This is a genomic window from Nostoc edaphicum CCNP1411 (assembly GCF_014023275.1).
GTDB classification, from domain to species: Bacteria; Cyanobacteriota; Cyanobacteriia; order Cyanobacteriales; family Nostocaceae; genus Nostoc; species Nostoc edaphicum_A.
The window spans coordinates 3,623,658-3,648,261 of the sequence record NZ_CP054698.1 but is presented as its reverse complement, the minus strand read 5'-3'; the positions used below and the strand labels follow the sequence as shown (position 1 = coordinate 3,648,261).

Annotated in this window: 25 protein-coding genes; 18 read left to right on the top strand and 7 right to left on the bottom strand. The window is 40.7% G+C overall.

The window, feature by feature from the left end; all coding sequences use genetic code 11:
• Positions 1 to 149: 149 nt before the first annotated feature.
• The 4 genes from psbA (at position 150) to HUN01_RS17850 (ending at position 5,381) form a co-directional block, all read left to right on the top strand.
• Positions 150 to 1,232, top strand: a complete 1,083-nt coding sequence (psbA, locus tag HUN01_RS17865) for a photosystem II q(b) protein (protein WP_181929512.1) — start codon at positions 150 to 152, stop codon at positions 1,230 to 1,232.
• A 163-nt stretch (positions 1,233 to 1,395) separates the two neighbouring features.
• Positions 1,396 to 2,484: a chorismate synthase gene (gene aroC / locus HUN01_RS17860; protein WP_181932376.1), complete on the top strand. Its 1,089-nt coding sequence runs from the start codon at positions 1,396 to 1,398 to the stop codon at positions 2,482 to 2,484.
• 128 nt (positions 2,485 to 2,612) lie between these two features.
• Complete coding sequence (locus tag HUN01_RS17855) at positions 2,613 to 4,436, top strand: hypothetical protein (RefSeq protein ID WP_181932375.1); 1,824 nt, start codon at positions 2,613 to 2,615, stop codon at positions 4,434 to 4,436.
• A 27-nt stretch (positions 4,437 to 4,463) separates the two neighbouring features.
• The gene (locus HUN01_RS17850) at positions 4,464 to 5,381 is read left to right on the top strand and encodes an RpnC/YadD family protein (RefSeq protein ID WP_181932374.1); all 918 of its coding nucleotides are present in this window, start codon (positions 4,464 to 4,466) and stop codon (positions 5,379 to 5,381) included.
• Positions 5,382 to 5,529: 148 nt separating this feature from the next.
• On the opposite strand, the gene HUN01_RS17845 is transcribed toward HUN01_RS17850, so the two are convergent.
• Positions 5,530 to 5,739 carry a hypothetical protein gene (locus HUN01_RS17845; protein ID WP_181932975.1) on the bottom strand — a complete coding sequence of 70 codons (210 nt, stop codon included), beginning with the start codon at positions 5,737 to 5,739 and terminating at the stop codon, positions 5,530 to 5,532.
• Here HUN01_RS17845 and HUN01_RS17840 point away from each other — a divergent pair.
• From HUN01_RS17840 to HUN01_RS17795, 10 genes are all read left to right on the top strand, one after another.
• Positions 5,676 to 5,930 carry a SemiSWEET transporter gene (locus tag HUN01_RS17840; protein WP_181932373.1) on the top strand — a complete coding sequence of 85 codons (255 nt, stop codon included), beginning with the start codon at positions 5,676 to 5,678 and terminating at the stop codon, positions 5,928 to 5,930. The two genes, HUN01_RS17845 and HUN01_RS17840, sit on opposite strands and share 64 nt — an antisense overlap.
• A 21-nt stretch (positions 5,931 to 5,951) precedes the next feature.
• A complete protein-coding gene (locus tag HUN01_RS17835; protein ID WP_181932372.1) occupies positions 5,952 to 7,598 on the top strand; it encodes a B12-binding domain-containing radical SAM protein in 1,647 nt (548 codons plus the stop codon).
• An 11-nt stretch (positions 7,599 to 7,609) separates the two neighbouring features.
• Positions 7,610 to 7,798 carry a CPXCG motif-containing cysteine-rich protein gene (locus tag HUN01_RS17830; protein WP_012411100.1) on the top strand — a complete coding sequence of 63 codons (189 nt, stop codon included), beginning with the start codon at positions 7,610 to 7,612 and terminating at the stop codon, positions 7,796 to 7,798.
• A gap of 19 nt (positions 7,799 to 7,817) precedes the next feature.
• On the top strand, positions 7,818 to 8,264 hold the full coding sequence (locus tag HUN01_RS17825; protein ID WP_181932371.1) for an SRPBCC family protein: 447 nt from the start codon (positions 7,818 to 7,820) through the stop codon (positions 8,262 to 8,264).
• Between the two features lie 608 nt (positions 8,265 to 8,872).
• Positions 8,873 to 9,634, top strand: a complete 762-nt coding sequence (crtW, locus tag HUN01_RS17820) for a beta-carotene ketolase CrtW (RefSeq protein ID WP_181932370.1) — start codon at positions 8,873 to 8,875, stop codon at positions 9,632 to 9,634.
• Between the two features lie 113 nt (positions 9,635 to 9,747).
• On the top strand, positions 9,748 to 10,800 hold the full coding sequence (gene cofG, locus HUN01_RS17815) for a 7,8-didemethyl-8-hydroxy-5-deazariboflavin synthase subunit CofG (RefSeq protein ID WP_238846313.1): 1,053 nt from the start codon (positions 9,748 to 9,750) through the stop codon (positions 10,798 to 10,800).
• Between the two features lie 350 nt (positions 10,801 to 11,150).
• Positions 11,151 to 12,479, top strand: coding sequence for a P-loop NTPase family protein (locus HUN01_RS17810; RefSeq protein ID WP_181932369.1), 1,329 nt, complete (start codon positions 11,151 to 11,153; stop codon positions 12,477 to 12,479).
• Positions 12,476 to 14,089 carry a tetratricopeptide repeat protein gene (locus tag HUN01_RS17805; RefSeq protein ID WP_181932368.1) on the top strand — a complete coding sequence of 538 codons (1,614 nt, stop codon included), beginning with the start codon at positions 12,476 to 12,478 and terminating at the stop codon, positions 14,087 to 14,089. The genes HUN01_RS17810 and HUN01_RS17805 overlap by 4 nt, the downstream gene beginning before the upstream one ends.
• Positions 14,090 to 14,253: 164 nt before the next feature.
• Positions 14,254 to 14,532, top strand: coding sequence for a hypothetical protein (locus tag HUN01_RS17800; protein WP_181932974.1), 279 nt, complete (start codon positions 14,254 to 14,256; stop codon positions 14,530 to 14,532).
• Positions 14,533 to 14,559: 27 nt separating this feature from the next.
• On the top strand, positions 14,560 to 14,784 hold the full coding sequence (locus HUN01_RS17795; RefSeq protein WP_181932725.1) for a UPF0175 family protein: 225 nt from the start codon (positions 14,560 to 14,562) through the stop codon (positions 14,782 to 14,784).
• Here HUN01_RS17795 and HUN01_RS17790 read toward each other — a convergent pair.
• The 3 genes from HUN01_RS17790 to HUN01_RS35445 all read right to left on the bottom strand — a co-directional run bounded on the left by HUN01_RS17790 (position 14,769) and on the right by HUN01_RS35445 (position 16,338).
• On the bottom strand, positions 14,769 to 15,230 hold the full coding sequence (locus HUN01_RS17790) for a transposase (protein ID WP_181932367.1): 462 nt from the start codon (positions 15,228 to 15,230) through the stop codon (positions 14,769 to 14,771). The genes HUN01_RS17795 and HUN01_RS17790 overlap by 16 nt on opposite strands.
• A gap of 95 nt (positions 15,231 to 15,325) precedes the next feature.
• Positions 15,326 to 15,718, bottom strand: a complete 393-nt coding sequence (locus tag HUN01_RS17785) for a helix-turn-helix domain-containing protein (RefSeq protein WP_181927396.1) — start codon at positions 15,716 to 15,718, stop codon at positions 15,326 to 15,328.
• A 455-nt stretch (positions 15,719 to 16,173) separates the two neighbouring features.
• Positions 16,174 to 16,338 carry a hypothetical protein gene (locus HUN01_RS35445; protein ID WP_238846311.1) on the bottom strand — a complete coding sequence of 55 codons (165 nt, stop codon included), beginning with the start codon at positions 16,336 to 16,338 and terminating at the stop codon, positions 16,174 to 16,176.
• Between the two features lie 7 nt (positions 16,339 to 16,345).
• Here HUN01_RS35445 and hflX point away from each other — a divergent pair, with 7 nt between their 5' ends.
• The 4 genes from hflX to gshB all read left to right on the top strand — a co-directional run bounded on the left by hflX (position 16,346) and on the right by gshB (position 20,722).
• Positions 16,346 to 17,962, top strand: coding sequence for a GTPase HflX (gene hflX, locus HUN01_RS17780; RefSeq protein WP_238846309.1), 1,617 nt, complete (start codon positions 16,346 to 16,348; stop codon positions 17,960 to 17,962).
• Positions 17,963 to 18,208: 246 nt separating this feature from the next.
• Positions 18,209 to 18,943: a PEP-CTERM sorting domain-containing protein gene (locus tag HUN01_RS17775; protein ID WP_181932366.1), complete on the top strand. Its 735-nt coding sequence runs from the start codon at positions 18,209 to 18,211 to the stop codon at positions 18,941 to 18,943.
• Positions 18,944 to 19,238: 295 nt separating this feature from the next.
• Positions 19,239 to 19,511, top strand: a complete 273-nt coding sequence (grxC, locus tag HUN01_RS17770) for a glutaredoxin 3 (protein WP_181932365.1) — start codon at positions 19,239 to 19,241, stop codon at positions 19,509 to 19,511.
• A gap of 230 nt (positions 19,512 to 19,741) precedes the next feature.
• Entirely contained in the window at positions 19,742 to 20,722 is a 981-nt protein-coding gene (gene gshB, locus HUN01_RS17765) for a glutathione synthase (protein WP_181932364.1), read from the top strand.
• Between the two features lie 363 nt (positions 20,723 to 21,085).
• On the opposite strand, the gene ftsZ is transcribed toward gshB, so the two are convergent.
• The 3 genes from ftsZ to HUN01_RS17750 all read right to left on the bottom strand — a co-directional run bounded on the left by ftsZ (position 21,086) and on the right by HUN01_RS17750 (position 24,013).
• Positions 21,086 to 22,402, bottom strand: a complete 1,317-nt coding sequence (gene ftsZ, locus HUN01_RS17760; protein WP_181932363.1) for a cell division protein FtsZ — start codon at positions 22,400 to 22,402, stop codon at positions 21,086 to 21,088.
• Between the two features lie 60 nt (positions 22,403 to 22,462).
• Positions 22,463 to 22,747 (bottom strand): hypothetical protein, encoded by a 285-nt coding sequence (locus HUN01_RS17755; RefSeq protein ID WP_238846307.1) that lies wholly within the window; start codon positions 22,745 to 22,747, stop codon positions 22,463 to 22,465.
• 432 nt (positions 22,748 to 23,179) lie between these two features.
• Positions 23,180 to 24,013: a cell division protein FtsQ/DivIB gene (locus HUN01_RS17750; RefSeq protein ID WP_181932362.1), complete on the bottom strand. Its 834-nt coding sequence runs from the start codon at positions 24,011 to 24,013 to the stop codon at positions 23,180 to 23,182.
• Positions 24,014 to 24,604 lie beyond the last annotated feature (591 nt).

Sequence of the window (24,604 nt, the reverse complement as noted above, 5' to 3'; positions counted from 1 at the left end):
GAATTGGGGATTTTCTGCTGTGGGTGCGTAAATCCCAAGAGAAAATTTTTTCTGAAAGTACTTTACAAAACGCAATAAATTATTTAAGATGTGTAACAGGTAGTCAAACCTACCTAAATTCATCTGCAAATAATCGCATTTATAAAACAATGACAACAACCTTACAACGTCGCGAAAGCGCCAACGTATGGGATCGATTCTGCGAATGGATCACCAGCACCAACAACCGGATTTACATCGGTTGGTTCGGCGTCGTAATGATCCCCACCTTGCTAGCCGCAACCGCTTGCTTCGTAATCGCTTTCATCGCCGCTCCTCCCGTTGACATCGATGGAATCCGTGAACCAGTAGCAGGTTCCTTGATCTACGGAAACAACATCATCTCTGGTGCAGTAGTACCTTCATCCAACGCTATCGGCTTGCACTTCTATCCAATCTGGGAAGCAGCATCTCTTGATGAGTGGTTGTACAACGGCGGCCCTTACCAATTGGTAGTTTTCCACTTCCTGATTGGCGTATTCTGCTACATGGGTCGTGAATGGGAACTATCCTACCGCTTAGGAATGCGTCCTTGGATTGCGATCGCATACTCTGCACCAGTAGCAGCAGCAACCGCAGTCTTCTTGGTATACCCAATCGGACAAGGTTCATTCTCTGATGGTATGCCTTTGGGTATCTCAGGAACATTCAACTTCATGATCGTGTTCCAAGCAGAACACAACATCTTGATGCACCCCTTCCACCAATTAGGTGTAGCTGGTGTATTCGGCGGAAGTTTGTTCTCTGCAATGCACGGTTCACTCGTAACTTCTTCACTAGTTCGTGAAACAACCGAAACCGAATCACAAAACTACGGTTACAAATTCGGTCAAGAAGAGGAAACCTACAACATCGTTGCGGCTCACGGCTACTTCGGTCGTCTAATCTTCCAATACGCTTCTTTCAACAACAGCCGTTCACTGCACTTCTTCTTAGCAGCATGGCCTGTAATCGGAATCTGGTTTACCGCCTTGGGTGTAAGCACAATGGCGTTCAACTTGAACGGTTTCAACTTCAACCAATCAATCATTGACTCTGAAGGTCGTGTGATTGCAACTTGGGCAGATGTAATCAACCGCGCTAACCTGGGTATGGAAGTAATGCACGAGCGTAACGCTCACAACTTCCCTCTAGATTTGGCTGCTGGTGACTTTGCTCCTGTAGCTCTAACCGCTCCTGCTATCAACGGTTAATTCTGAAGTTTCGCTAAATTGAGAAAGCGCCCTCTCTAAACAGAGGGCGCTTTCTTATTTGTACTTATACATTCCAAGTCCAAGTACCAAAACAAGTACAAGAATTAACTTTTGCGCGAACTCTAGGTAAAATACATAAGCCTCATCCTTTTTCTTTAAGATCATGGGCAACACTTTTGGTCATCTATTTCGCATCACTACTTTTGGTGAATCTCACGGCGGCGGTGTGGGGGTTGTGATTGATGGTTGTCCTCCACAACTAGAAATTTCGGCAGAAGAAATTCAAGTAGAATTAGATAGAAGGCGTCCGGGACAAAGTAAAATTACGACACCTCGCAAAGAAGCCGATACGTGCGAGATTTTATCAGGGGTATTTGAAGGCAAAACATTAGGAACGCCTATAGCAATCTTGGTACGGAACAAAGATGCTCGTTCGCAAGATTATGACGAGATGTCCGAAAAATATCGTCCTTCTCATGCGGATGCAACTTATGATGCAAAATATGGTATTCGCAACTGGCAAGGCGGGGGTAGATCGTCAGCGCGTGAGACAATTGGCAGAGTAGCAGCAGGTGCGATCGCTAAAAAAATTCTCCGTCAAGTTGCCAATGTTGAAGTTATCGGTTATGTCAAGCGCATCAAGGATTTGGAAGGTGTAGTCGATCCAAATACTGTCACCTTAGAACAAGTGGAAAGTAATATCGTCCGCTGTCCTGATGCTGAATGTTGCGATCGCATGATTGAATTAATTGAGCAAGTTGGGAGACTTGGTGATTCTATCGGCGGTGTCGTAGAATGTGTAGCTCGTAATGTGCCGAAAGGTTTAGGCGAACCAGTATTTGATAAATTGGAAGCTGATATCGCTAAGGGTGTAATGTCTCTCCCTGCTAGCAAAGGCTTTGAAATTGGTTCCGGTTTTGGCGGAACGCTGTTAACCGGAATTGAGCATAATGATGAATATTATATTGATGAAAATGGTGAAATTCGCACTGTAACTAACCGTTCTGGTGGTATTCAGGGGGGAATTTCCAACGGGGAAAATATAATTTTACGAGTTGCATTTAAGCCGACAGCAACAATTAGAAAAGAGCAAAAGACAGTAACTCGTGAAGGTGAAGAAACCCTATTAGCAGCAAAAGGACGACACGATCCTTGTGTGTTACCGCGTGCAGTTCCAATGGTTGAGGCGATGGTGGCGCTGGTGTTGTGTGACCATTTGTTACGGCATCATGGACAGTGTAAGGTGTTGTAGGAATTGTACTTTGACTTTCAGAAAATATTTATGCTTCGGGGGTGGGTGTCTGACTCGCCCTTTTTTACTGGCATTGCTATAGTAGCGGATAACACATTTAACTACGTGCGATCGCATCTACTAGCAATATGCTTCAAGAGTCTCAAAATCGCTTAAAACACTTTGCTGCTTTAAAGTCCAAGTACCAAGCAACTAATTATCCCGATTCATCACCCTCTAGTCTTCTTTATCTCATCCTGCGAAAAGTTGACTTAGGAATTCAACTAACTACACTAGAAATTGAATGGTTGAGAGAACATGAGCTTGAATTTATATGTCAAGAACAGCAAGATAAATTAAAGGACTTTGTAAATTTAGGGGTTGAATTCTCAAAATTAAAGTCTAAGTACAAAGCTACAAAGCATGGTACTTCCTGGCAATCTAGTCATCTGTATTCTATACTTTGGAAAATTGATTCAGGGAATTTACTTACTGATTCAGAAGTTCAATGGCTGAGAGAAAATGATTTATCTGAAGCCAAGAAGATTGCTCAAGAGATGAAAAAGATTGCTCAAGAGAAGAAGAAGATTGCTCAAGAGAGAAGCCGATTTACTCAACTAAAATCTAAGTACAAAGCTACTCAATATCAAGACTCATATCTTGATAGTTTCTTGCATCAAATACTAAAAAAGTTAGAGGTTACAGAACGTTTAAGTGATTCTGAATATAATTGGCTGCTCAATAACCAACTCTTTGAAACAGCAGAAATTTTTAAACAACAAGAGTCAGTAAAAGAAACTCACTTTGCTCAGTTAAGAGAGAAATACCAAGCAAATCAACATTCTGATTTATCATTATCCAGTCCACTATATCTAATACTAAAAAATATTGATGCAAACAAAAATTTGCGTGAGTCAGAAATTAAATGGTTGGAACAGCAAGGACTTAATGAAACAATTGCCATTGCTCAAGAACTGAAAGAAACACGAGAATTTGCTGCCTTGAGAGTGAAGTATAAAGTAACTCATTATGAGGATTCATCGCCTAAGAGTCACCTGTATAAAATTATCAAAAGGCTTGAGTTGTCCAATCAGCTAGGTGAACAGGATATTAATTTTCTCAAAAAACGCAAGCTGACTAAGATTATAGAAATTGCAAATGAAAAATACGCCTCTACCCTAAAATCTAAGATCGATTTAGGAGAACTACTTAATGAATCAGAAATTGATTGGCTACAAAATAATAGACGTGAAGATATTATTATTCTCGCTCAACAAAAGCACTTCGCTATTCTCAAGAGAAAATATGGATTGATAGATCCTTCACTTCCGCTAGAGCCATTTTACGCGATCATGGTCAAATTAGAGAAAAAAGAACGGCTAGATCCTAAGTTAGTTTTGCAGCTTATAGAAGAGGAACTATTATCTCCTGGCGGAAAAAGTGCTCTTGCGTATTACAGGCTAGAAGCAGAGTTTTATGAGCAGGAATTTCACCGCACTGGAAATAAATGGGATATTCCCACCGCCAGTAGTTATTGGCGCAAAGCAGATGAACCTGAACAGGCATTAAAACTTACTAACTTAGACTTGAGCCAAATCAGAGAAAGCAAGCTAAAGTCAGCAATTTCAGTTACTAGAGGCGCAGCATTCAGAGATATGGATCACTTAGGTGATGCAGAGATTTGCGCGAAAAAAGCTATGGAGTATCAACCTGATAGTCATCAACCTTATACCTTAATGGGTGCTATATGTTATGACAAAAGTGACTATCCAAAAGGAGATTATTGGTATGAACAAGCAATTAAACGCGGTGCCAAACCTGAAGATATAGATGATGATAGAAAACGAGTAGTCAGGAGTACAAAAGATGAAAATAAACGACATGAAGCAGCAGAATATTTACTTAAAAAAGATTCTCAACGATATGCTTGGGCTAATTCTTATCTCAAAAAATCGTCAGACAATCGTAAATAAACTGGTTTGCATCACCAAACTACCAACATGACTAGATTCATCCATGACCAATTTGCCAAAGACTACCTCGAACAATTACTCACTCCTTACGGCGAAATCCAAGCAGCTAGACGAGTCGCAGGAGAAGTTAGACAGATTGATGTTTATTTCATTCCCAAACCACAACCAAGAGACATACCAAGAACACTCGGATTATTAGGTCAAATTGTCACTACCCCTTCTCTACTTGAACCCTTTCGTAACGCAGCCTCAGCTACAGAAATTTGCGATTGTCTCTTAAAATTATTAGAGGTGCGTGGTGATTTACAACGACAAGCAAATCGGAATAAAACTCGTATTCTAGAATCTGATTTACCAAAATTATGGATTCTTACCCCCACAGCATCAGCGCAACTCTTATCAGGATTTGGTGCTAACCCAAAAGATGACTACCTGCCTGGAATATACTTCATGCCAGAATATTTGCGTACCGCGATAGTAACAATTCATCAGTTGCCATCTATCTCAGAAACCTTATGGCTGAGAATCATCGGTAAGGGAAACGTTCAAAAGCAAGCAATTGACGAACTAGAAGCACTTACTCCTGATAATCCTTTCCGAAAAGCAGCGTTAGAATTGCTGTACAACTTGCAACAAAACTTACAAGTCACTCAAAATCAAGACGAGGAAGATAGGGAATTACTTATGCGATTAGCACCACTTTACCAACAAGACCGAGAACAGGCGATACAAGAAGGAGAACAACGGGGACTCCAAACAGGACTCCAAACAGGAATTCAGCAGGGAGAACGCTTAGTAGTGGAAAACTTGCTCAAAGTTCGCTTTGGTGAAATAGATAATGAGCTTCAAGCAATTATTGAACCTTTATTATCGTTAGCGCCAGAAGAGTTTACGCCTTTACTGTTGCAGTTGTCTCGTGAAGAATTAATTCATCGATTTTGCTAGTGTTTATCACATATCCTTTAATGAATTTTATTTTGTCATGCTAATTGCATTTATAATCGGTCTTTTTTGGTGGTTAATATACATAAATTACAATTTTCACCGATTATTCTTGCTAAGACCGTGATACATTTTTAGATTAGCGACTTATTCAATAAGTCGCTAATCTTGTTGTTAAGCTGTTGTAGCGATCGCTCAACAGTGTAAAATGTCTAGTATAGCGTTGCGTTAAGCAGGCAAGGGCGATCGCTGATGTATGATATGGCAACTTGATATAAATAATTAAAATAATTAAATATGGATTTTCTGACAGTTCTAGGATTAGCTGCCGCCACAATAACCACAATTTCTTTTTTGCCACAGATGTTTAAAACTTGGCAAACAAAATCAGCTAAAGATGTTTCTTTGGTGACGTTGATTACATTCATAACTGGTATTTTTTTGTGGCTAATCTATGGAATTTATTTACAATCCTTGCCTATTATTCTTGCTAACGCCGTAACATTGATTTTTAACTTAATTATTCTATGGCTTAAAATTAAATATAGATAAACTTGCCTCTAAAAAACACCTGTGACATCATCTGTATTTGACTCTGAACGCCTTCTATTTACACCCACCACCCCAGACACCAACGCTATCCCCATAATCTTCGCCTTTCCCAACGAGTACAGCGTAGGTATAACTAGCCTTGGTTATCAAGTAGTGTGGGCAACTTTTGCAATGCGTGATGATGTGCAGGTGAGTCGCCTATTTACCGATATTCACGAACAACTTCCCAGAAGGCCGGAAATTGTGGGATTTTCGATTTCGTGGGAACTGGATTATGTGAATATTTTAAATTTGCTGGAATCTTTAGAAATTCCCATTCGGGCAACCTCTCGTGATGATTCTCATCCGATAATTTTTGGTGGTGGCCCCGTTCTCACGGCTAACCCCGAACCTTTTGCAGATTTTTTTGATGTCGTTTTACTGGGGGATGGCGAAACCCTGTTAGGGAATTTTATTGAGGCTTACAAAGAAGTCAGAAATGCCTCAAGACAAACTCAACTAAAAAGACTTGCACAAATACCAGGAATTTATGTACCCAGTTTATATGAGGTGGAATATCACACAAGAGATGGTGAAGTAAAGTCAATTAAACCGATTTCTCCCGAAACTCCCGCAGTGGTGCAAAAGCAAACTTATCGGGGAAATACTCTATCGGCATCGACTGTAGTCACTGAAAAAGCCGCATGGGAAAATATCTACATGGTGGAAGTGGTGAGAAGTTGTCCAGAAATGTGCCGCTTTTGTTTGGCGAGTTATCTCACACTGCCTTTTAGAACAGCCAGTCTGGAAGATTCATTAATTCCAGCGATCGCAAAAGGTTTAGAAGTCACAAATCGGCTAGGATTATTAGGGGCTTCAGTCACTCAGCATCCAGAATTTGAGACTTTGCTAGATTATATTAGTCAGCCAAAGTATGATGATGTTCGTCTAAGTATTGCCTCAGTGCGAACTAATACTGTAACAGTCCAGTTAGCCGAAACTTTGACGAAACGAGACACGCGATCGCTTACCATTGCAGTAGAGAGTGGTTCTGAGAAAATCCGCCAAATCGTCAATAAAAAGCTGCATAACGACGAAATTATTCAAGCAGCGATAAATGCCAAAGCTGGCGGATTAAAAAGCTTGAAACTCTACGGAATGGCAGGAATTCCTGGTGAAGAGGCAGAAGATTTAGAACAAACCATAGTGATGATGCGTAATATCAAAAAAGCTGCACCGGGATTGCGCTTAACATACGGATGCAGCACCTTTGTACCCAAAGCACATACGCCGTTTCAATGGTTTGGGGTAAATCGCCAAGCAGAAAAGCGGTTGCAGTTTTTGCAAAAACAGCTAAAACCACAGGGGATAGAATTTCGCCCAGAAAGCTATAATTGGTCGATTATACAGGCTTTGTTATCGAGAGGCGATCGCAGACTCTCCCAACTTCTTGAACTTACTCGTGACTTTGGCGATTCCTTGGGTAGCTACAAACGTGCTTTCAAGCAACTCAAAGGACAAATCCCCGACTTAGATTTTTATGTCCACGCCGAATGGTCAACAGAACAAGTATTACCCTGGAGCCACTTGCAAGGGCCTCTGCCACAGTCTACACTACTAAAGCATTTGGCTGATGCTAAAAGTTATATCAATCCATCCCCAAAAGAATTACAGCCATTGAATTCATAGCTGAAAACTTGATGCAAAACACAGCTGAGTATTACTGCGCCTATTGCGGCGAACCGAACTTAACTTTTATTGATTTGAGTGCTGGAGGACAGCAATCTTACGTTGAAGATTGTCAAGTTTGTTGTAACCCAAATATTTTGTATGTGCGGGTTGATGAAGATACCCTAGATATCGAAATTGATACCGAATCCGAAAGTTGAATTTTAGGTTTTTCTTTCCATGCTGCACTTTAAACATTCCTCAATCATTAACGCCTCACCAGAAGTAGTTTGGAAATTTCACGAAAGGCCAGATATTTTGCAACTGTTGAATCCACCTTGGCAGCCAGTCCAAGTGGTTCGTCGTGAAGGAGGGCTGAACGTAGGCGCTATCACCGAATTTCGCTTGTTTCTCGGCCCATTACCCTTAACTTGGTTAGCGCGTCATACTGAATGTGAACAATATCGCCTGTTTACCGACGAACAAATATCTGGCCCTTTCGAGTATTGGGTACATCGACATGAATTTGAACCAGAAAATGGCAAAACCAGATTAACTGATGCTATTTCCTTCTCTATGCCTGGTGGAGGAACAGTTGAATTTGTCAGTGGTTGGCTAGTGCAAGCGCAACTGGAAGCGATGTTTCGTTACCGCCACTATGTGACTAAACGCGAGTGCGAGTCATAAAACCTCTAACTTTTGTTAGATTTTTTTGGCATCTGAAATACTATTGAGCTAATTTCAAAGTATTTTCTGAGAATTTTAAAAATCTAATCCTTGTCAAAGATAGTAATGCTTTAGAGTTGGGATTTAATTCTTATAGGACTCATATTTGATTTTTGAAAATATGAGTCCTATAGTCTGAACTTTGGAGCGATCACTTGGCGATAATTCAGCTTCTAGCTTACATTAGCTCAGGATCTCAACGGCTACGGCGTCATGCGGGAATTACTCAACTTCATCTCTTCCTCTTCGCGCAAATTATGTTACCGTCTTTTTCGCAGGATTTGGCTGTTTAGAAAGTCCCATACTCAAAACACTAGTTACTTTAGTCACTACATCTATAAGTATTAGGACTTACACAAACTAACCTCTAAACCAAAAACAGTTGTTGGTTTAGCGGTTGTATGTGTAATAATAGTTAAAGTATCTTAATATTTATAAACATTTTAAAGTATTGGCACTATCCAATTCAAGACACTGACCACTAATAGAGTTTTCTGGCTGGTGGTTAGTGCTTTTTGTGGTGACTATATTTTAGGAATTTTCACCTGAATACTAGGCGGAGTAAAAGCGTGATTCAAGTTGAACAACCACCCAGTCATCAATCAAAGCTGACCCCAGTAGTGAAAAGCAAATCTCAGTTTAAAGGGCTTTTCATTGCTATTGTCATTGTTAGCGTATGGGTAATTAGTCTGAGTTTATTACTCTCCCTTGACATCTCAAAATTACAATTTTGGATGCTAGTTCCCAGCATACTTTGGCAAACATTTTTATATACAGGATTATTTATTACATCTCATGATGCTATGCACGGGGTAGTGTTTCCTCAGAACAGCAAAATTAATCATATTATTGGGACATTAACTTTATCTTTTTATGGACTTTTACCATATAAAAAATTATTGAAAAAGCATTGGTTACACCACCACAATCCAGCAACTCAAATAGATCCAGATTTTCATAATGGTAACTACAAAAACTTCTTTGCTTGGTATTTATATTTTATGAAAGGTTACTGGAGTTGGGGACAAATAATTGCCCTAACCCTGATTTATAACTTTGCTAAATATATACTTCATATACCCAGTGATAATCTAAGTTACTTTTGGGTGTTGCCTTCGCTTTTAAGTTCATTGCAATTATTTTATTTTGGTACTTTCCTCCCACATAGTGAACCTATTGGAGGTTATATTCATCCTCATTGTGCCCAAACGATTAACCGTCCAATTTGGTGGTCATTTATTACGTGCTATCATTTCGGCTACCACGAGGAGCATCACGAATATCCTCATATTCCTTGGTGGCAGTTACCAGAAATTTACAAAGCAAAATAGTTCTTGTTTTTCTAATAAATAAGTGGGCGTTAATAATTAAAGGTTTGTAGTCAGTGTCTCCAGACCTTAAAATAAATCTGGGGCTGCTTACTAAGAGCAAATTTATTCTGCTTATGCCAATTAATAATTCTCATCTTGTCACTTATAGCCCTGCTTATACAATCGTTCCCACTTACGAGTGCTTTAATCAGTGTAGTTACTGCAACTTTCGCAGTGAACTGGGTAAAAGTCCCTGGATGAGTCTTTCAGATGCAGACAGTATTTTAAAACCACTTCAAAACGAAAAAGTCTGTGAAATTCTCATACTTAGCGGTGAAGTGCATCCACATTCACCAAAGCGTCAGGCGTGGTTTGAGCGGATTTATGATTTGTGTGAATTAGCGCTTTCAATGGGGTTTTTACCTCACACAAATGCGGGGCCACTGAGTTTTGAAGAAATGCAAAAACTCAAGCGTGTAAATGTTTCGATGGGGCTGATGTTGGAACAGTTAACGCCAACATTGTTAAATAGTGTACATCGGCACGCACCGAGTAAATTACCTGAAGTGCGTTTACAACAATTGCAATGGGCGGGAGAGTTGCAGATTCCCTTTACAACGGGGTTACTATTGGGAATTGGGGAAACTGTAGATGATTGGTGGGAAACCTTGGAAGCTATATCTGAATTGCACCAACGTTACCATCACATTCAAGAAGTCATCCTGCAACCTCATAGTCCAGGACATCAGCAAACTTTTGATGCACCACCTTTTGATCCTCATCAGTTACCAGAAGTAATTGCTAAAGCGCGTGAGATTTTACCGCCAGATATTACTATTCAAATCCCGCCGAATTTAGTTAAAGATGACCGATGGTTACTCGCTTGTATCGAAGCTGGTGCTAGAGACTTGGGCGGAATTGGGCCAACAGATGAAGTGAATCCTGATTATCCCCATATTCAGGAACAGGCTTTGAGAAATATTTTACAACCTGCTGGGTGGGAATTGGTGGCGCGTTTACCGATTTATCCGCAATTTGATAGCTGGTTGTCTGAGGAATTGCAAACAGCAGTGAAGCACTGGCGAAAAACTAGACCTCTTGCAAAAGTCCCTAATACCCCACCCCCAACCCCTCCCCTTAGCAAGGCTACGGTGTATACACAAGTCTTGCCGCAGCCATATCATTAATAAATCTCGCACTGCGTTTCTATCCCGCCTCGGAATGAATTCCGAGTCTCATAGCTGAAGTCCACTAAGCGTGGACTAAATGATTAATTCAGTCCACGCTTAGTGGACTTTAGCTATCAGCCCAGAACTGAAGTTCTGGGCGGGATGTCGGTGAGTGTGACAGTTTCACTCTGACAACAATGTGGGTAGAGAATTTTCGACTTATGTATACACGGTAGCCTTAGCAAGGGGAGGGGAGACAAAGCGTAGCTTACCTCTGAACTCCGTTAACGAGTATTTGAACTGGATTCATCTACTTCAATTCTGTATGATCTCAATTATTATGAGCATCATTGCTATATTTTTTACCTATGCCTAATAGTACTGACTTACTCGCAAATCTCTACAACGCCTTTAACCCCTTTGAACCCTTACCCGCAGGTGATCCAAAATATGTAGATTGTCAGGATGTGCGGGGAGATGCCGATATTTTGCAAGAATTGGGAAATCGGATGCAATTGGCAAATACAAATACTTGCCAATTGTATTCTGGTCATCGGGGTGCGGGGAAGTCTACAGAATTACTCAGGTTAAAGAAGTATTTAGAAAATCGGAAATTTTATGTTGTCTATTTTGCGGCTGATGAAGAAGATATCGATTCTGAAGATGCCCAATATACAGATATTCTCCTCGCCTGTACCCGCCGTTTGCTCAAAGATTTAAAAGGAATTGCTAGTCCTCGTCCGATACTCGACTGGTTGAAAGATCGTTGGGTAGATTTAAAAGATTTGGCGCTGACTCCCATAGAGTTTGAGAAGATGGCTGTAGAAGTGCAGCTTGCTCAATTTGCCAAGTTGACCGCAAATTTAAGAGCTGTTCCTGAATTACGCCAGAAGATTCGCCAAAAAATTGATCCTCACACTGTCACTTTAATTCAGGTGTTAAATGAGTTTCTGGTGGATGCAAAACAGCACTTACCTAATGGCTACAATAAACTGGCGGTAATTGTCGATAATTTAGACCGGATGGTGTTAGTTAAAGATGGCGACGGGCGCACAAACTATGAGGAAGTCTTTTTAGACCGTAGCGAACAACTCCAAGCTTTAGATTGCCATTTGATTTACACTGTCCCCACTTCAATGGTCTATTCTACCAGGGCAACAGACCTCAGAGACATCTACGGCGACCCCCAAATTTTGCCGATGATTATGGTAAACACTCTCAAAGGAGACATTTATCAGCCAGGACTCAAGAAAGTTAAGGAAGTCATTAAGAAGCGAGTCCGGCAAATTGCCCCCGAACTATCACTAGAAACGGAAATTTTCGACAGTCCCCAAACCTTAGACAGACTTTGTTTAATGAGTGGAGGTCATGTGAGGAATTTGTTATTGTTAACTCAAGATGCCATTGGACGTAGTGAGGAGTTACCTGTTTCAGAAAAGGCGGTGCGACGAGCAATTACTCAAGCCAGAGATACTTATCGCCGCGCTGTGGAAAATCATCAATGGTGTCTGTTAGCGGAAGTGTCTTGTTCTAAGCGCATTATTAATGATGACTTGTATCGGAGTTTGATGTATAACCGGTGTCTTTTAGAATACCGCTATTTGGATGATGATGGAGAGATGCAGCGTTGGTATGATATTCATCCATTGATTCAAGGAATTCCAGAATTTAAAGAAGCCGTAGCGAAACTTTCATGAATCCAAATTTAAGTGATTGGGATGATGATTTACCCCCAGAACCAGAAGAAGCTTATCAAGACTTACTTCGCGCACTGAAGCGGAAATCAGGATTTGGTTTGTTTTTTGTCCAATGTACACCTGGGGAAGCAGACAAGTTTATTGTCAAACTTCCCCAGGAGATTCCGCAGAAGAAGATTGCAGTTTTGCGCTTGGTTGAGGCGATTGATAATTTATATCAACCAGTAGCAGAGTTTGTTAAAGACAAGCAAATTGATATTTTATTAATTAAAGGTTTGGAATATTCTTTATATAAATATGAGAAAAGAAATTTTGGGGAAATTACCGAAGGACAATTTAGTAATTTAACCAGTGTACCGCATATTTTAAATCATTTAAACCAGCAGCGAGAACGCTTTAGAGATGATTTCCCGATCACCTTTGTTTTTCTTCTGCGTTCATTTTCAATTAGCTATTTTATTCATCGCGCTCCAGATTTTTTTGATTGGCGTTCTGGGGTGTTTGAATTACCCACAACACCAGAGGTGGTAATTGAAGAATCATATCGTATACTTTATGAAGGAGAGGATGAAGAATATGAGGAACTCAATTTGGAACAAAAAATAGAGAAACTTCTGGAAATTCAAGACCTGCTACAACCAAAATTTCAGACTGAAACTCGAAAATCTATTTTACTACTTGAACTCGGAAAATTATTAGTTACTATTAATGAATATGAGGCAGCGCTTGCATATTATAATAAAGCTCTAATAATTCAGCCAGATTTCTACAAACTTTGGCAAGAAAGAGCTTATGTTTTTATATTTTTTGCTCGTTATGAAGAAGCAATTATTAACTATAAAAAAGCTTTGCAAATCAACTCTGATTCCTGCGAAGCTTGGTTTTATCGCGGCTTTGCGTTACAAAATTTAGGAAGCCATCAAGAGGCAGCAAAATCCTATTTGCAAGCAGTGAAAATTAAACCTAATTCCTACGAAGCCTGGTACTATCGAGCCTTAGCTCTAATGAGTTTGGGAAACTATAAAAAAGCATTAGTATCCTTGGAGCAAGTTTTGAAAATTAAACCTAATTTTTACAGAGCTTGGTATTCTCGGGGCTTATCGCTAGAGAGATTAGGGCAATTTGAAGAAGCGCTTGTGTCCTACGACCAAGCTGTGAAAATTAAACCTAATTTTCTATTAGCTTGGTACTACAAGGGTATTGTACTACGGAATTTAGGACGCTATGAAGACGTACTCATATTTTATGAGCGAGCTGCGAAAATCAAACCTAATAACTACGATGATTGGTACTGCCAAGGCATTATACTAGGGAAGTTAGGACGTTATAGAGAAGCGATCGCATCCTACAACCAAGCCTTGAAAATTAAACCTACTTCACACGAAGCTTGGTACGAAAGTAGCCATGTACTACGGAAGTTAGGATATTATCAAGAAGCAATCAACTCCTTTGCTCAAGCTGTGAAAAACGACCCTAATTTCTACAAAACTAATTATATCAAAATTATTATATTCCAAATATGCAAATTACTATTAATAGTAGTAAAAATGTTACCCAAACTAATTAATTTTTTTAAAATTTTGTTAAAGTTGATGGTTTTGAGACGTTGATTCAAAAAACTTACTAACAGTGTCTACTATTTAGTTAATATTGAGTAATTTCTTAGTAGCGATCACTGTTACATTTCAGATTAAATAATAAAGTAAACTAAAAGCAATACCGATAGATACATTACTAAATATAAAGAAAACCGATCTTCAAGAACATAAATACAATGTCAGACAACGCCCAAGAGCAAAAACAGCTATCTCTCAAAGAAATCGCTAGCCTATCTTTGGCAGAACGTCACAAAATACTAGAACCTTTGATAGCCGCTACAGCCGAAGATTTTTTAAACGACCCTGAATTAACAGAATTCTCAGTTTTAGATGTTGAAGACTGGGAAACCGAGAATGACAACATAATCTATATAGAAGAACCCGAAAGCACCCGCAGCCATCAGGCTTTTTTTAATGGCTACGCACCGGAAGATGAAGGACTTTATGACGACTGAAAATTAAATGCGATTATCTTGATAAAAATTATGTCACAACTTAAAATTGACTATCCAGAAACTTTACCAGATGCTTTACAGCAAATGCAAGAACAGTTTGAACAAGAAGCAAAAATGGCAATGGCAGTTAAACTATTTGAAATGAAACGCATTTCTTCTGGTTTAGCTGCACAGTTAGCAGGTATAAATAGAATAACTTTTTTACTTAATTTACACCGTTACAGCACCTACGGCTGTTATGAGGTACAGTAGCAGCAACTAGCAAACCAGTTTCTTAAATGTTGAGGATTTATTAAGTCGAGTGCAACTGAGATTAGTTTATCAACCATTTCTGTTGTAGTTGGAGCAAAATTGCGTAAAAAAGATTTAAGTTGTGACCACCATAATTCAATTGGATTAAAATCGGGGGAGTATGAGGATAAACAAATAACTTTCGCACCTACAGCTTCAATCATTGGCACAATTGAATCTAGTTTATGTGCGGATAAATTATCCATCACCACTACTGCTCCTGACCATAAATGTGGTACTAAAAACTTCTCAATAAATAATTCAAATGCAATGCCATCCATTGAACCATTCATTGTCATTAATGCAACTACTTTTTTAAGACTAATTGCTCCAATTACTGTAACTTTTGAGCCTCTATAGAAGGGGGTTAAGAGAGTAAGCTCTTGTTCCCATTTGTGAACGGGCATGAGTCCTCGCTAACCCAAGTAGGACACCAGTTTCATCCAAAAAATACTAAATTTTCTGGCTCTATATTTTTTGACCTTTTCCCAATAATCTAATCTTAAATGCAGGACTCTCTCAGTAAGAGCTTGGGTACTCCGCTTCGTTTTTTTTTACGATTTAATCCTAATTTCTGTAACGCCCGACACATTGCACTTTGACCTACCCAATTACCAGTCTTGTCTGCAAATAATTCACACAACTCTATCAATGTTGCATCTGGATATGATTCAACTAATTCTCTCAACTCTATGTCAGCATTTGTTAGATGACTAAATTGTGGCTTTCCTCGCGGCTTGGATTGTAAATTTCCTTCAAGTTTTTGTTGTTTTACAAGCTTTTGAACTAAACTTTTTGAGACGGAAAATATGTTAGCTACTTTTCTGATTGAGATATTTTTTTGAAGATGTGCTGCAACTATTTTTTCTCGAAGATCGACAGAGTATGACTTCATTTAGAGGTATTTATATTTTAATTTATTGTACCTCATAACAGACGCAAGTGCTGTATCCCTCTTCTGTCACTCTCCGAAAACATTTGCCTTTTCTAAAATCTAGAGCTTTTGTATAACAAGCGATTGCGCGATTATTTTCTAATAACAAATACAAGTCCTATTTTTTTCTAATAGTATAGCTTGTATTGATTGCCTCATGAGGCTTCTAGCGATCACTTTCCCGGAAAGTGACAGAAGAGGGGTATGGTGTAACGATGATTGATTTAACAGAAGAGGAATTTATATCTGATTTAGCAAATGCTTGAAAGTAATATACTCAATTTGTGAGTTACACCACCAAAATAGCCTCAAATAAATACCCACCGTGAACAAATTCACAACGCATCCCTCAAAAGAGAGAGATAGGAGCCTAAACCCTGTTGTAAAATAGACATATAAGGATTCGGGGGGCCATTTTACTGGTCATAAACGCCTATAGAAACTATTTTTGGAAATCTCCAAGGTCTGAAGTCCAGCCAGCTGAAGCAACTACAGCGACTGTACCACCAGCGCATACCAGGCGATCGCATCACCACGCCTGAGTTTTCCCAGCGTCTGGCAGCAATTAGCACAGAAGTCAATCAGCCTGTGTGCGCTTACATCAACCGTCGCGGACAAGTGATTCGCGTCGGGGTAGGCACACCGCGTCAAACGCAAATACCACCGATGGAATTGCCCCGTTATGGTGCAGAACGACTCAGTGGTATTCGTTGTATCGCCACCCATCTCAAGCCAGAACCGCCCAACGAAGCGGCACTCACAGCTATGGCACTGCAACGCTTAGATGCCCTAGTTGTCCTAAATATTACCGGAACCGGATTCACACGGCGGGGAGGCGGTGCGACTGGGTATGTAAAAGAAGCTTATCTAGCTCATCTGACACCCCAAGACTCTCGCACCCTGATTCCTAGTCCTGCTGCTGTCAAAGTAGAGGAAAGCCAATTCGGCTTCGCTCACTCTAAACAAATCCAAACCCCAAGTTGGAATATATCGTCACCTCTGAGCTTGGATGATCTGGCAGACCAGGATTTAGTAGACTTGGTAGAAAATCTGGAAGCGGAATTCCAGCGCGAATTTATCGCCCAGGAAGTAGATGCTGACCACGATCGCGTGCTGATTGTGGGGCTGATGACCAGTGAGATGACTCCCCTACAATTCCAAGACACCCTAGTAGAATTGGCACGTTTAGTTGATACCGCTGGCGGAGATGTATTACAGACAATACAACAAAAGCGATCGCGCGTTCATCCCCAAACGGTAGTTGGCGAAGGTAAGGTGCAAGAAATTGCCCTAACGGCTCAAACACTAGGGGTTAATCTCGTTGTCTTCGACCGCGACCTCTCACCCTCCCAAGTCCGCAACTTAGAAATGCAAATTGGTATCCGGGTGGTTGACCGCACCGAAGTAATTTTGGATATCTTTGCCCAACGCGCCCAGTCTCGTGCCGGGAAGTTGCAAGTAGAACTAGCACAGTTAGAATACATGCAGCCGCGACTAGCAGGTAGAGGTCGCACCATGTCCAGATTAGGTGGTGGTATAGGGACTCGTGGCCCTGGTGAAACAAAATTGGAAACTGAACGCCGTGCCATTGGGCAGCGCATTTCCCGACTGCAAAAAGAAGTGAACCAGTTACAAGCCCATCGTTCGCGGTTACGGCAGCGACGGCAGCATCGGGAAGTTCCTTCAGTGGCTTTGGTTGGATATACCAACGCTGGTAAGTCCACTTTGCTGAATGCTCTCACCAATGCAGAAGTTTATACAGCCGACCAGTTATTTGCTACTCTCGATCCTACCACCCGCCGTTTGGCGATTCCTTATGGCGAAACAAATGAACATCAGGAAATTCTGATTACAGATACAGTAGGGTTTATACACGAACTGCCTGCCTCACTAATGGATGCCTTCCGCGCCACCCTAGAGGAAGTTACAGAAGCCGATGCCCTACTACACTTGGTGGATTTGTCTCACCCAGCTTGGTTGCGTCATATTCGCTCAGTCAGAGAAATATTGGCACAAATGCCAATAACACCTGGCCCTGCGCTGGTTGTTTTTAACAAGATTGATCAGGCTAATAGTGAGACACTGGCTCTAGCTAGGGAAGAATTCCCTCTAGCAGTGTTTATTTCTGCGAGTCAGCGCTTGGGATTAGAAACCCTACGTCACCGCCTTGCCCAGCTGATCCAATATGCCGTTGACTGTGGGTAAATACTAGAATTGCATCAATATTTAATGTTAATAAAACTCAGTAGCAATACTGGGTTTTTTCTTGTATGAAGCTAAAAATAAAGTCTTTTTGAACTAAGGCTGGTATCATAGACAACTTCTAATTGAATATCTAGAGTAGTAAAAGACTTTTCACTGGGTGCATCTGATTTTACATGGATAGAAAGCAGCAAATTCCCATCATTAGCAACTGAGTCTTACCATTTTCTTTTCCAAACATTGATTAACATGAAACATCTATTTTCCACCACAACAATACCTGCGTTTTTGGCTGCTACTGCCGTGGTGATATCGTCTTCTGCTTTTGCCCCTGCTAATGCCGCTTCGATGAATTTCACTATCAACGACTTCACAGGTTCGGATACTCAGGTGAAGTTTACCTTAGATGACTCAATAGCGGGGTCTGGCAAAGTTCAGTTTAAAGTAGATTATTTATCCACTGGTAGCAACAAAATTGCTGACATACGAGGTATTTTCTTTAACATTTTAGATAACTCACTTCTTAGCGGTCTTCAAGTAGTAGGTAAAGATGTAACAGCTAGCAAATTTGGCCCTGCTGGAACAGTTGACTCTGTGGGCGGCAATAGTAACAATTTGAACGGCAACGGGAACCAGAAGAACTTCTTTGATGCTGGTGTAGAAATTGGTCAAGAAGGTATAGGTCAAGGAAAAGGCGATATTCAATCTACCATCTTTACCCTATCCCATACTTCAAAAGCTTTAACGTTGGCTCAGTTTTCTCAGGAAAACTTTGGAGTGCGCCTAATGAGTGTTGGTTCTGGAAGCAATCGTAACGGAAGCAGTAAACTCAAAGGACAAGCCCCTTACTATACACCCCCACCACCACCACCTAAAAAAGTGCCTGAGCCTACTACAGTAGTTGCCCTTGGTCTATTTGCTGTGGGTGCGCTGAGAATAGCGAAGAAAAAGCCTTTAGTATCAGCTTCAATGACAGTCGCCTAGAAGCTTTACTAGGAGACACTAGATGCATCCCTTGTCGGATTCAGGTGTGTCTCCTAAAACTATAAAATTTACTTATTAAATAGATACTCAAACATCATAATTACTAAGTTTTTCATACTCCCACCCGTTATAGCTGTGGGATTTTTGAATGATAGGGGTTCTAGTGAACTCACCTTCATCAAGCATCGTAAACCCACTTAGCAACTTTTAAAGATCAGGTCAAAACGGGATAAAGCAGCTACAGTCAGTGGCAAAGTTCTAAAATTAAGAAGCATGAAATCAATTTGAGGACTTTATGGCTGCAAAAGTAGAAATTTACACTTGGAGAACTTGCCCGTTTTGTATCCGTGCCAAAAGTTTGCTGAAAAACAAGGGTGTTGAATTTATCGAATACAGCATTGATGGAGATGAAGCAGCCAGAAGTAAAATGGCTCAAAGGGCAAATGGACGCCGCTCTTTACCGCAAATTTTCATTAATGATGATCATGTTGGTGGTTGTGATGATATCCATGCTTTAGATAGTCAAGGCAAGCTGGATGAGCTACTAACTTCTAGCAATAGCGTTTAGATTCTATAAGTGCGCTAGCGGCCGCTGCAAATTACACGGCAGTCGCTACAACTCTAAAACAAACAACACGCTATCTCTTGTCTAAGAGCTTTTCCCACAAAAGCGAATATGTCTACAAGATTTTACTCTCCAGGTTTTACTGAGCAGTACAGATATACGTCAATTGGTGAGAGCATCAAGAGATAATAGTTGAATAACCATTTAATTTCTTGGTGATTGAGGTATAAAGGGTGAAACTGGCTTTTATCATTGATCCTATCCATCTGCTTGACCCGTGTCATGATACCAGTGTTGCCTTAATTGAAGCAGCGCAAATCCTGGGACACGAAGTCTGGGTGACTCAAGCAAATTTGCTGAGTGTGGTGGAGGGCAAAGCTTGGGCTTTCCTACAGCGAGTTGAAGTTGTACCAGTGCAGTTGCTGGAGAGACGCTGGGTAGCGGTGAATCCTTGGTATAAGTTGAGCGATTCCTCCTTAACTTCTTTAGAGACAATGGACGCCGTATTTATGAGGACAGATCCACCAGTCAATGATTCCTACCTCTATGCCACCTATATTCTCGATTACATTGACCAAAATAAAACCCTGGTAATTAACAGTCCGAGCGGCATCCGAGGGGCAAATGAAAAAATGTATGCCCTCCAGTTTACTAAGGCGATTCCAGAAACCATTGTCAGTGCTGATAAGGAGTTTATCCGGCAATTTGTGGAAGCAAAAGGGGCTACGGTTCTCAAACCACTAGGTAACAAAGCTGGGGAAGGAATTTTATTTTTGCAATCAGGCGATCGCAATTTTAACTCCATTGTCGAACTCAGTACCCTCCAAGGCCGAGTGCCAGTAATGGTACAAACCTATTTACCAGAGGCAAAAGAGGGAGATAAGCGAATTATCCTGCTCAATGGCGAACCGATTGGTGCGCTCAATCGCCTCTCTAGTGGAACTGATTTTCGTAATAATATGGCAACTGGTGGTACAGTCGCTCAAACCGAAATTACGCCAAGAGAGTATGAAATCTGTACCCAATTAGCCGAACGCTTACGCCAAGACGGCTTAATCTTTGTGGGTATTGACATTATCGGTGGCTACCTGACTGAAGTTAACGTCACCAGTCCCACCGGAATTCGTGAGATTGACCGACTAGATGGCACTCTCCTTGGTCATCAGGTAATTCAATGGATTGAACAGACTTCCGTTGGATACTTGCGTGAGTAAGTTCTCTAAGCAACTTGCCTTGAGTAAGTATATTACTTATACCGGATATTAAGTTTAATGGATCGCGATGGGTAGATGTATCAATGTCTACGACTAGCTACGCCTACGCATTCCTATTTGGGCAGGTCTTCCTGGTTTTTTTGTTCCAGAAGTATAGCTGACGATGTGAATCAGCAGACTCCTGCCCAAGTTCATTCTATAAAGTAGCGTTGACAAGTTTTTTACCAATTGGCAAAATTGGGGATGGCAAAAGATTGCTTACCCCTGCCCTTGGTAAAACCCTGGTGGAAGTAGCAGATTTTATACAGCGTTCAGCCTGACCTGAGACTGCTTAGTTAATCTAAAATCTCAAATCAAAATCTTTTAATTCCTTGGTGTACGTCGGTTTCTCAGAAAATCAGGTATATCCAATCCAGGTTTTTCTTTTGGTTCTGGAATTGGAGTTGGAGTTGGAGTTGAACTTGGAGTTGAGGTTGGGGGATTAACTGCGGGTTGCGGGGTTGTTGTTCGCTTCGAGGCATTCGGTGCTACTCGAACGTTAGCCACACTTTGTTGTACCGCAGCTTGTACTTCACCTGTAAACCCAGTGGCAATTACAGTAATTCTCACCTCACCTTGAAGTCTGTCATCAATTACGGCCCCAAAAATAATATTGGCGTTGGGATCAACTACTTCATAGATTGCTTCTGCGGCAGCATTCACTTCATGCAAGGTGAGGTCAGTACCACCAGTAATATTAAATACAACCCCTCTTGCGCCTTCAATAGAACATTCTAGTAACGGTGAAGAAATAGCTGCGATCGCAGCTTCTCTAGCCCTAGATTTTCCAGAGCTAACGCCAATTCCCATCAATGCCGATCCCGCATCTGCCATCACAGCCCGAACATCAGCAAAGTCAACGTTTACCAAACCGGGGATCGTGATGATATCAGAAATACCTTGCACCCCTTGACGCAGCACATCATCTGCATAACGAAAAGCTTCTTGCACAGGTGTTTGTTCGGGGATCACTTCCAGCAGTTTGTTGTTGGGGATAATGATCAGTGTATCTACTCTACTTTTTAGTCCTTCAATACCTTGTTCTGCTTGGCTAGTGCGGCGGCGTCCCTCAAAGACAAATGGACGTGTGACAACACCAACAGTGAGAGCGCCCATTTCTTTAGCTACTTCTGCCACGATTGGGGCTGCACCCGTCCCAGTACCACCACCCATACCAGCAGTAATAAATACTAAGTCTGCACCCTCCAAAGCTGTAGCAATTTCGTCCCGTGATTCCTCAGCTGCCTTTTGACCGATTGCAGGATTACCGCCTGCTCCTAAACCCCGCGTTAGCTTCTGTCCAATTTGCAATCGACTTGGAGCGCCTGCCAGAGTTAAAGCTTGGGCATCAGTGTTAATTGACCAAAACTCTACCCCAGAAACATCAGACTCGATCATGCGGTTAACAGCATTGCCACCACCACCACCGACACCAATCACTTTGATGTTGGCCACCCGACCAGGAACAATCTCACCTATTCGGCTATTTTCCGCAGAAATCTTCTTATTATCGTGATTTTGTCCGAAGTTCAGCCCAGAGTTATTAAAGGGATTGGTCGAGTTAACTGCCAGAGAGAATCCCGGCTGTCCCGTAGATTGGGAATTTTTATAGTTAAGTCCTTGGTTATTATCAAGTGTCATTGGATTTGTGAAAGGGTAGATAAACGACTTTTTCAGGTGTTATTCACCTAAGAGTCAACTTTAGTTTGACACTGCCACAATACTATGGCACTGTTCTTTATTATTTTCACTACTGCCAAGCCTAACAGAATTGGTAGTGCGAAAATTTGCTATGGGATAAGCTTTTAGGGCAGCCGATCGCACAGCCAATTCTAGAGAAGTATACCTATATTTATCTAAAAGTGACCTGTATAACTTCAACCAGACATTAATCTCTTCATTATTCTCAGGGGAGGGCATAACTTGTAAAGACACACTACAGCGTATCTTCTCTGCCTCAATAATATTGTTAATAGGTTTCACCATTGGGGATAATTGCAACTTTAGACACAAAATTTACCTTTTACTTACTTATCCTTAAGTTAAACTAAGCAAGAATTTACTTGTCAGACTATACCTGATTAATTTGTTGCCTGGGGGGTCTTAATGGACACTTTGTTGGAGCAATAGTCTATCCTACGAGAACCCTCACTAGTACAGTCAATAAATCAAGATTTTCTAAGAGGTTTCGTCACCTAATAAAAATTACGGTACAGAATGGTCTAAATTTATTGCCCAGAAGCAATGCTTACGCAATTTTGGGTGGCATTTTCTGTTACAGTTTGCAACCTCGGTAAACTGTCTTTTTAGAAGTTAATGCCGATTTTCGTCAGGGTTGTGGGAAAACTGAAAATAATAAATATATTTATCAGCATAAAGCTTCTTAATTTACTAAGAGCTATCAATACATTAAACACCCTAGATATTTTTAGGGATTTTAGGAGTTGATTTTTGATCTTTTTGGTTCATTTGTACTAAGGGGAATTCGGGATTTTTCAGATCAATATACTCTATTTGACCAGAATTGAATTTTGCTGTTAAATGCCGCATTTGGGCGAGTAGCTTGATTTGTTCAGATAACTGAGGGCCTGGAACGCCGAGATGCACATTTCCTAATTCTGTTTTCAAAATTAAATTCGTTGGATTTTGGCAATCAACTTCCATCACTTTCACAGAACTTTGGCTGACAGCTTCATGAAGTTGAGTCCAGTAGAGGTAGTATTGTTTTGGTGAACCAATTACTCTGAGATTTGGTAATTTCCTAGTGGGATTCAGTGATGTGTATTTTTCTAAGGGTATCCAGGCCCCACTTGCATCTAGTAAGCCAATAGTTACTTTTTTGTTGTCACGTGTTTGAGTTACTGCTACAGGTACTCGTTCTTGAATTTCGATGAATAATCCAGGAGGAAAGAGGCGGCGTCTCACGATCGCTTGGGCAATAGTTGGTTGTTTCTTCAGAGAGTTAGCGATCGCCGACGGTTCAATCCGCCACAAAGACTGGGGGTAAGATAACACCAACAGTGACTGAGTTGTTTCATCCGACAGTAATTTATTGCCTGATTTCATCACTATTTGCTTGGGAGCTTTTAGCATCCACACTGGTTGGACTGCCATCCACAGTAATCCACCCGCCAAACCAGTAATAGCAAAGGTTCGCCAAATAGCCTGAATAATTTTCATCTGCCGCTGCCGACGTAATTTTTTACGACGCTGGGCTAGATCCGTGCGGGAAACTGATATTATGCCAGCCATTCAAACCCCTTTTTGATTGCAATCTAAATTCCTTGACGCATTTGTATCATTATTAATTTCAGTAAACACTGTTGGCATCTGTTAGCCGCTCTCCTCAAGACTTTTTTTATTTTTAGTAACACTTTACAGTAACTACACAAAGATTATGGCGCTAGTCACTATTCCCATTAAAGTTTCCGGTGTCCATTTTTAACTGACTGTAGTCTTTTTGACAAGTTATTGTTGAAGATTTTTTTCCTAAAGATTACAAAATATTAATTTAGATGTTTAGGATTTTGTTTTCTTGACAAATAGAATGTGAAATGATAGCTAAGTATTCCTGAATCTCTGTATAGCTTGCTATAATTCATACCAGTCCTTCTGGTCAGCTATACAAATTGAGAACCATGCAATCTAGTAACTTTTTTTACTGATTCACCCAGCCCTAAAGGTTTGTGGCAGTTCAAACAAAAGCTAGAGATTGTCAAAACCTCAATAGCAGGTGTAAAAAGGACAGATATGCTTAAGGTTATTAGGGTCAATTAAATCTCTACCATACTACTGACAGTAGTCCTGTACCAAGTGCTGTCCCTTGCAAGACACTACCAACTT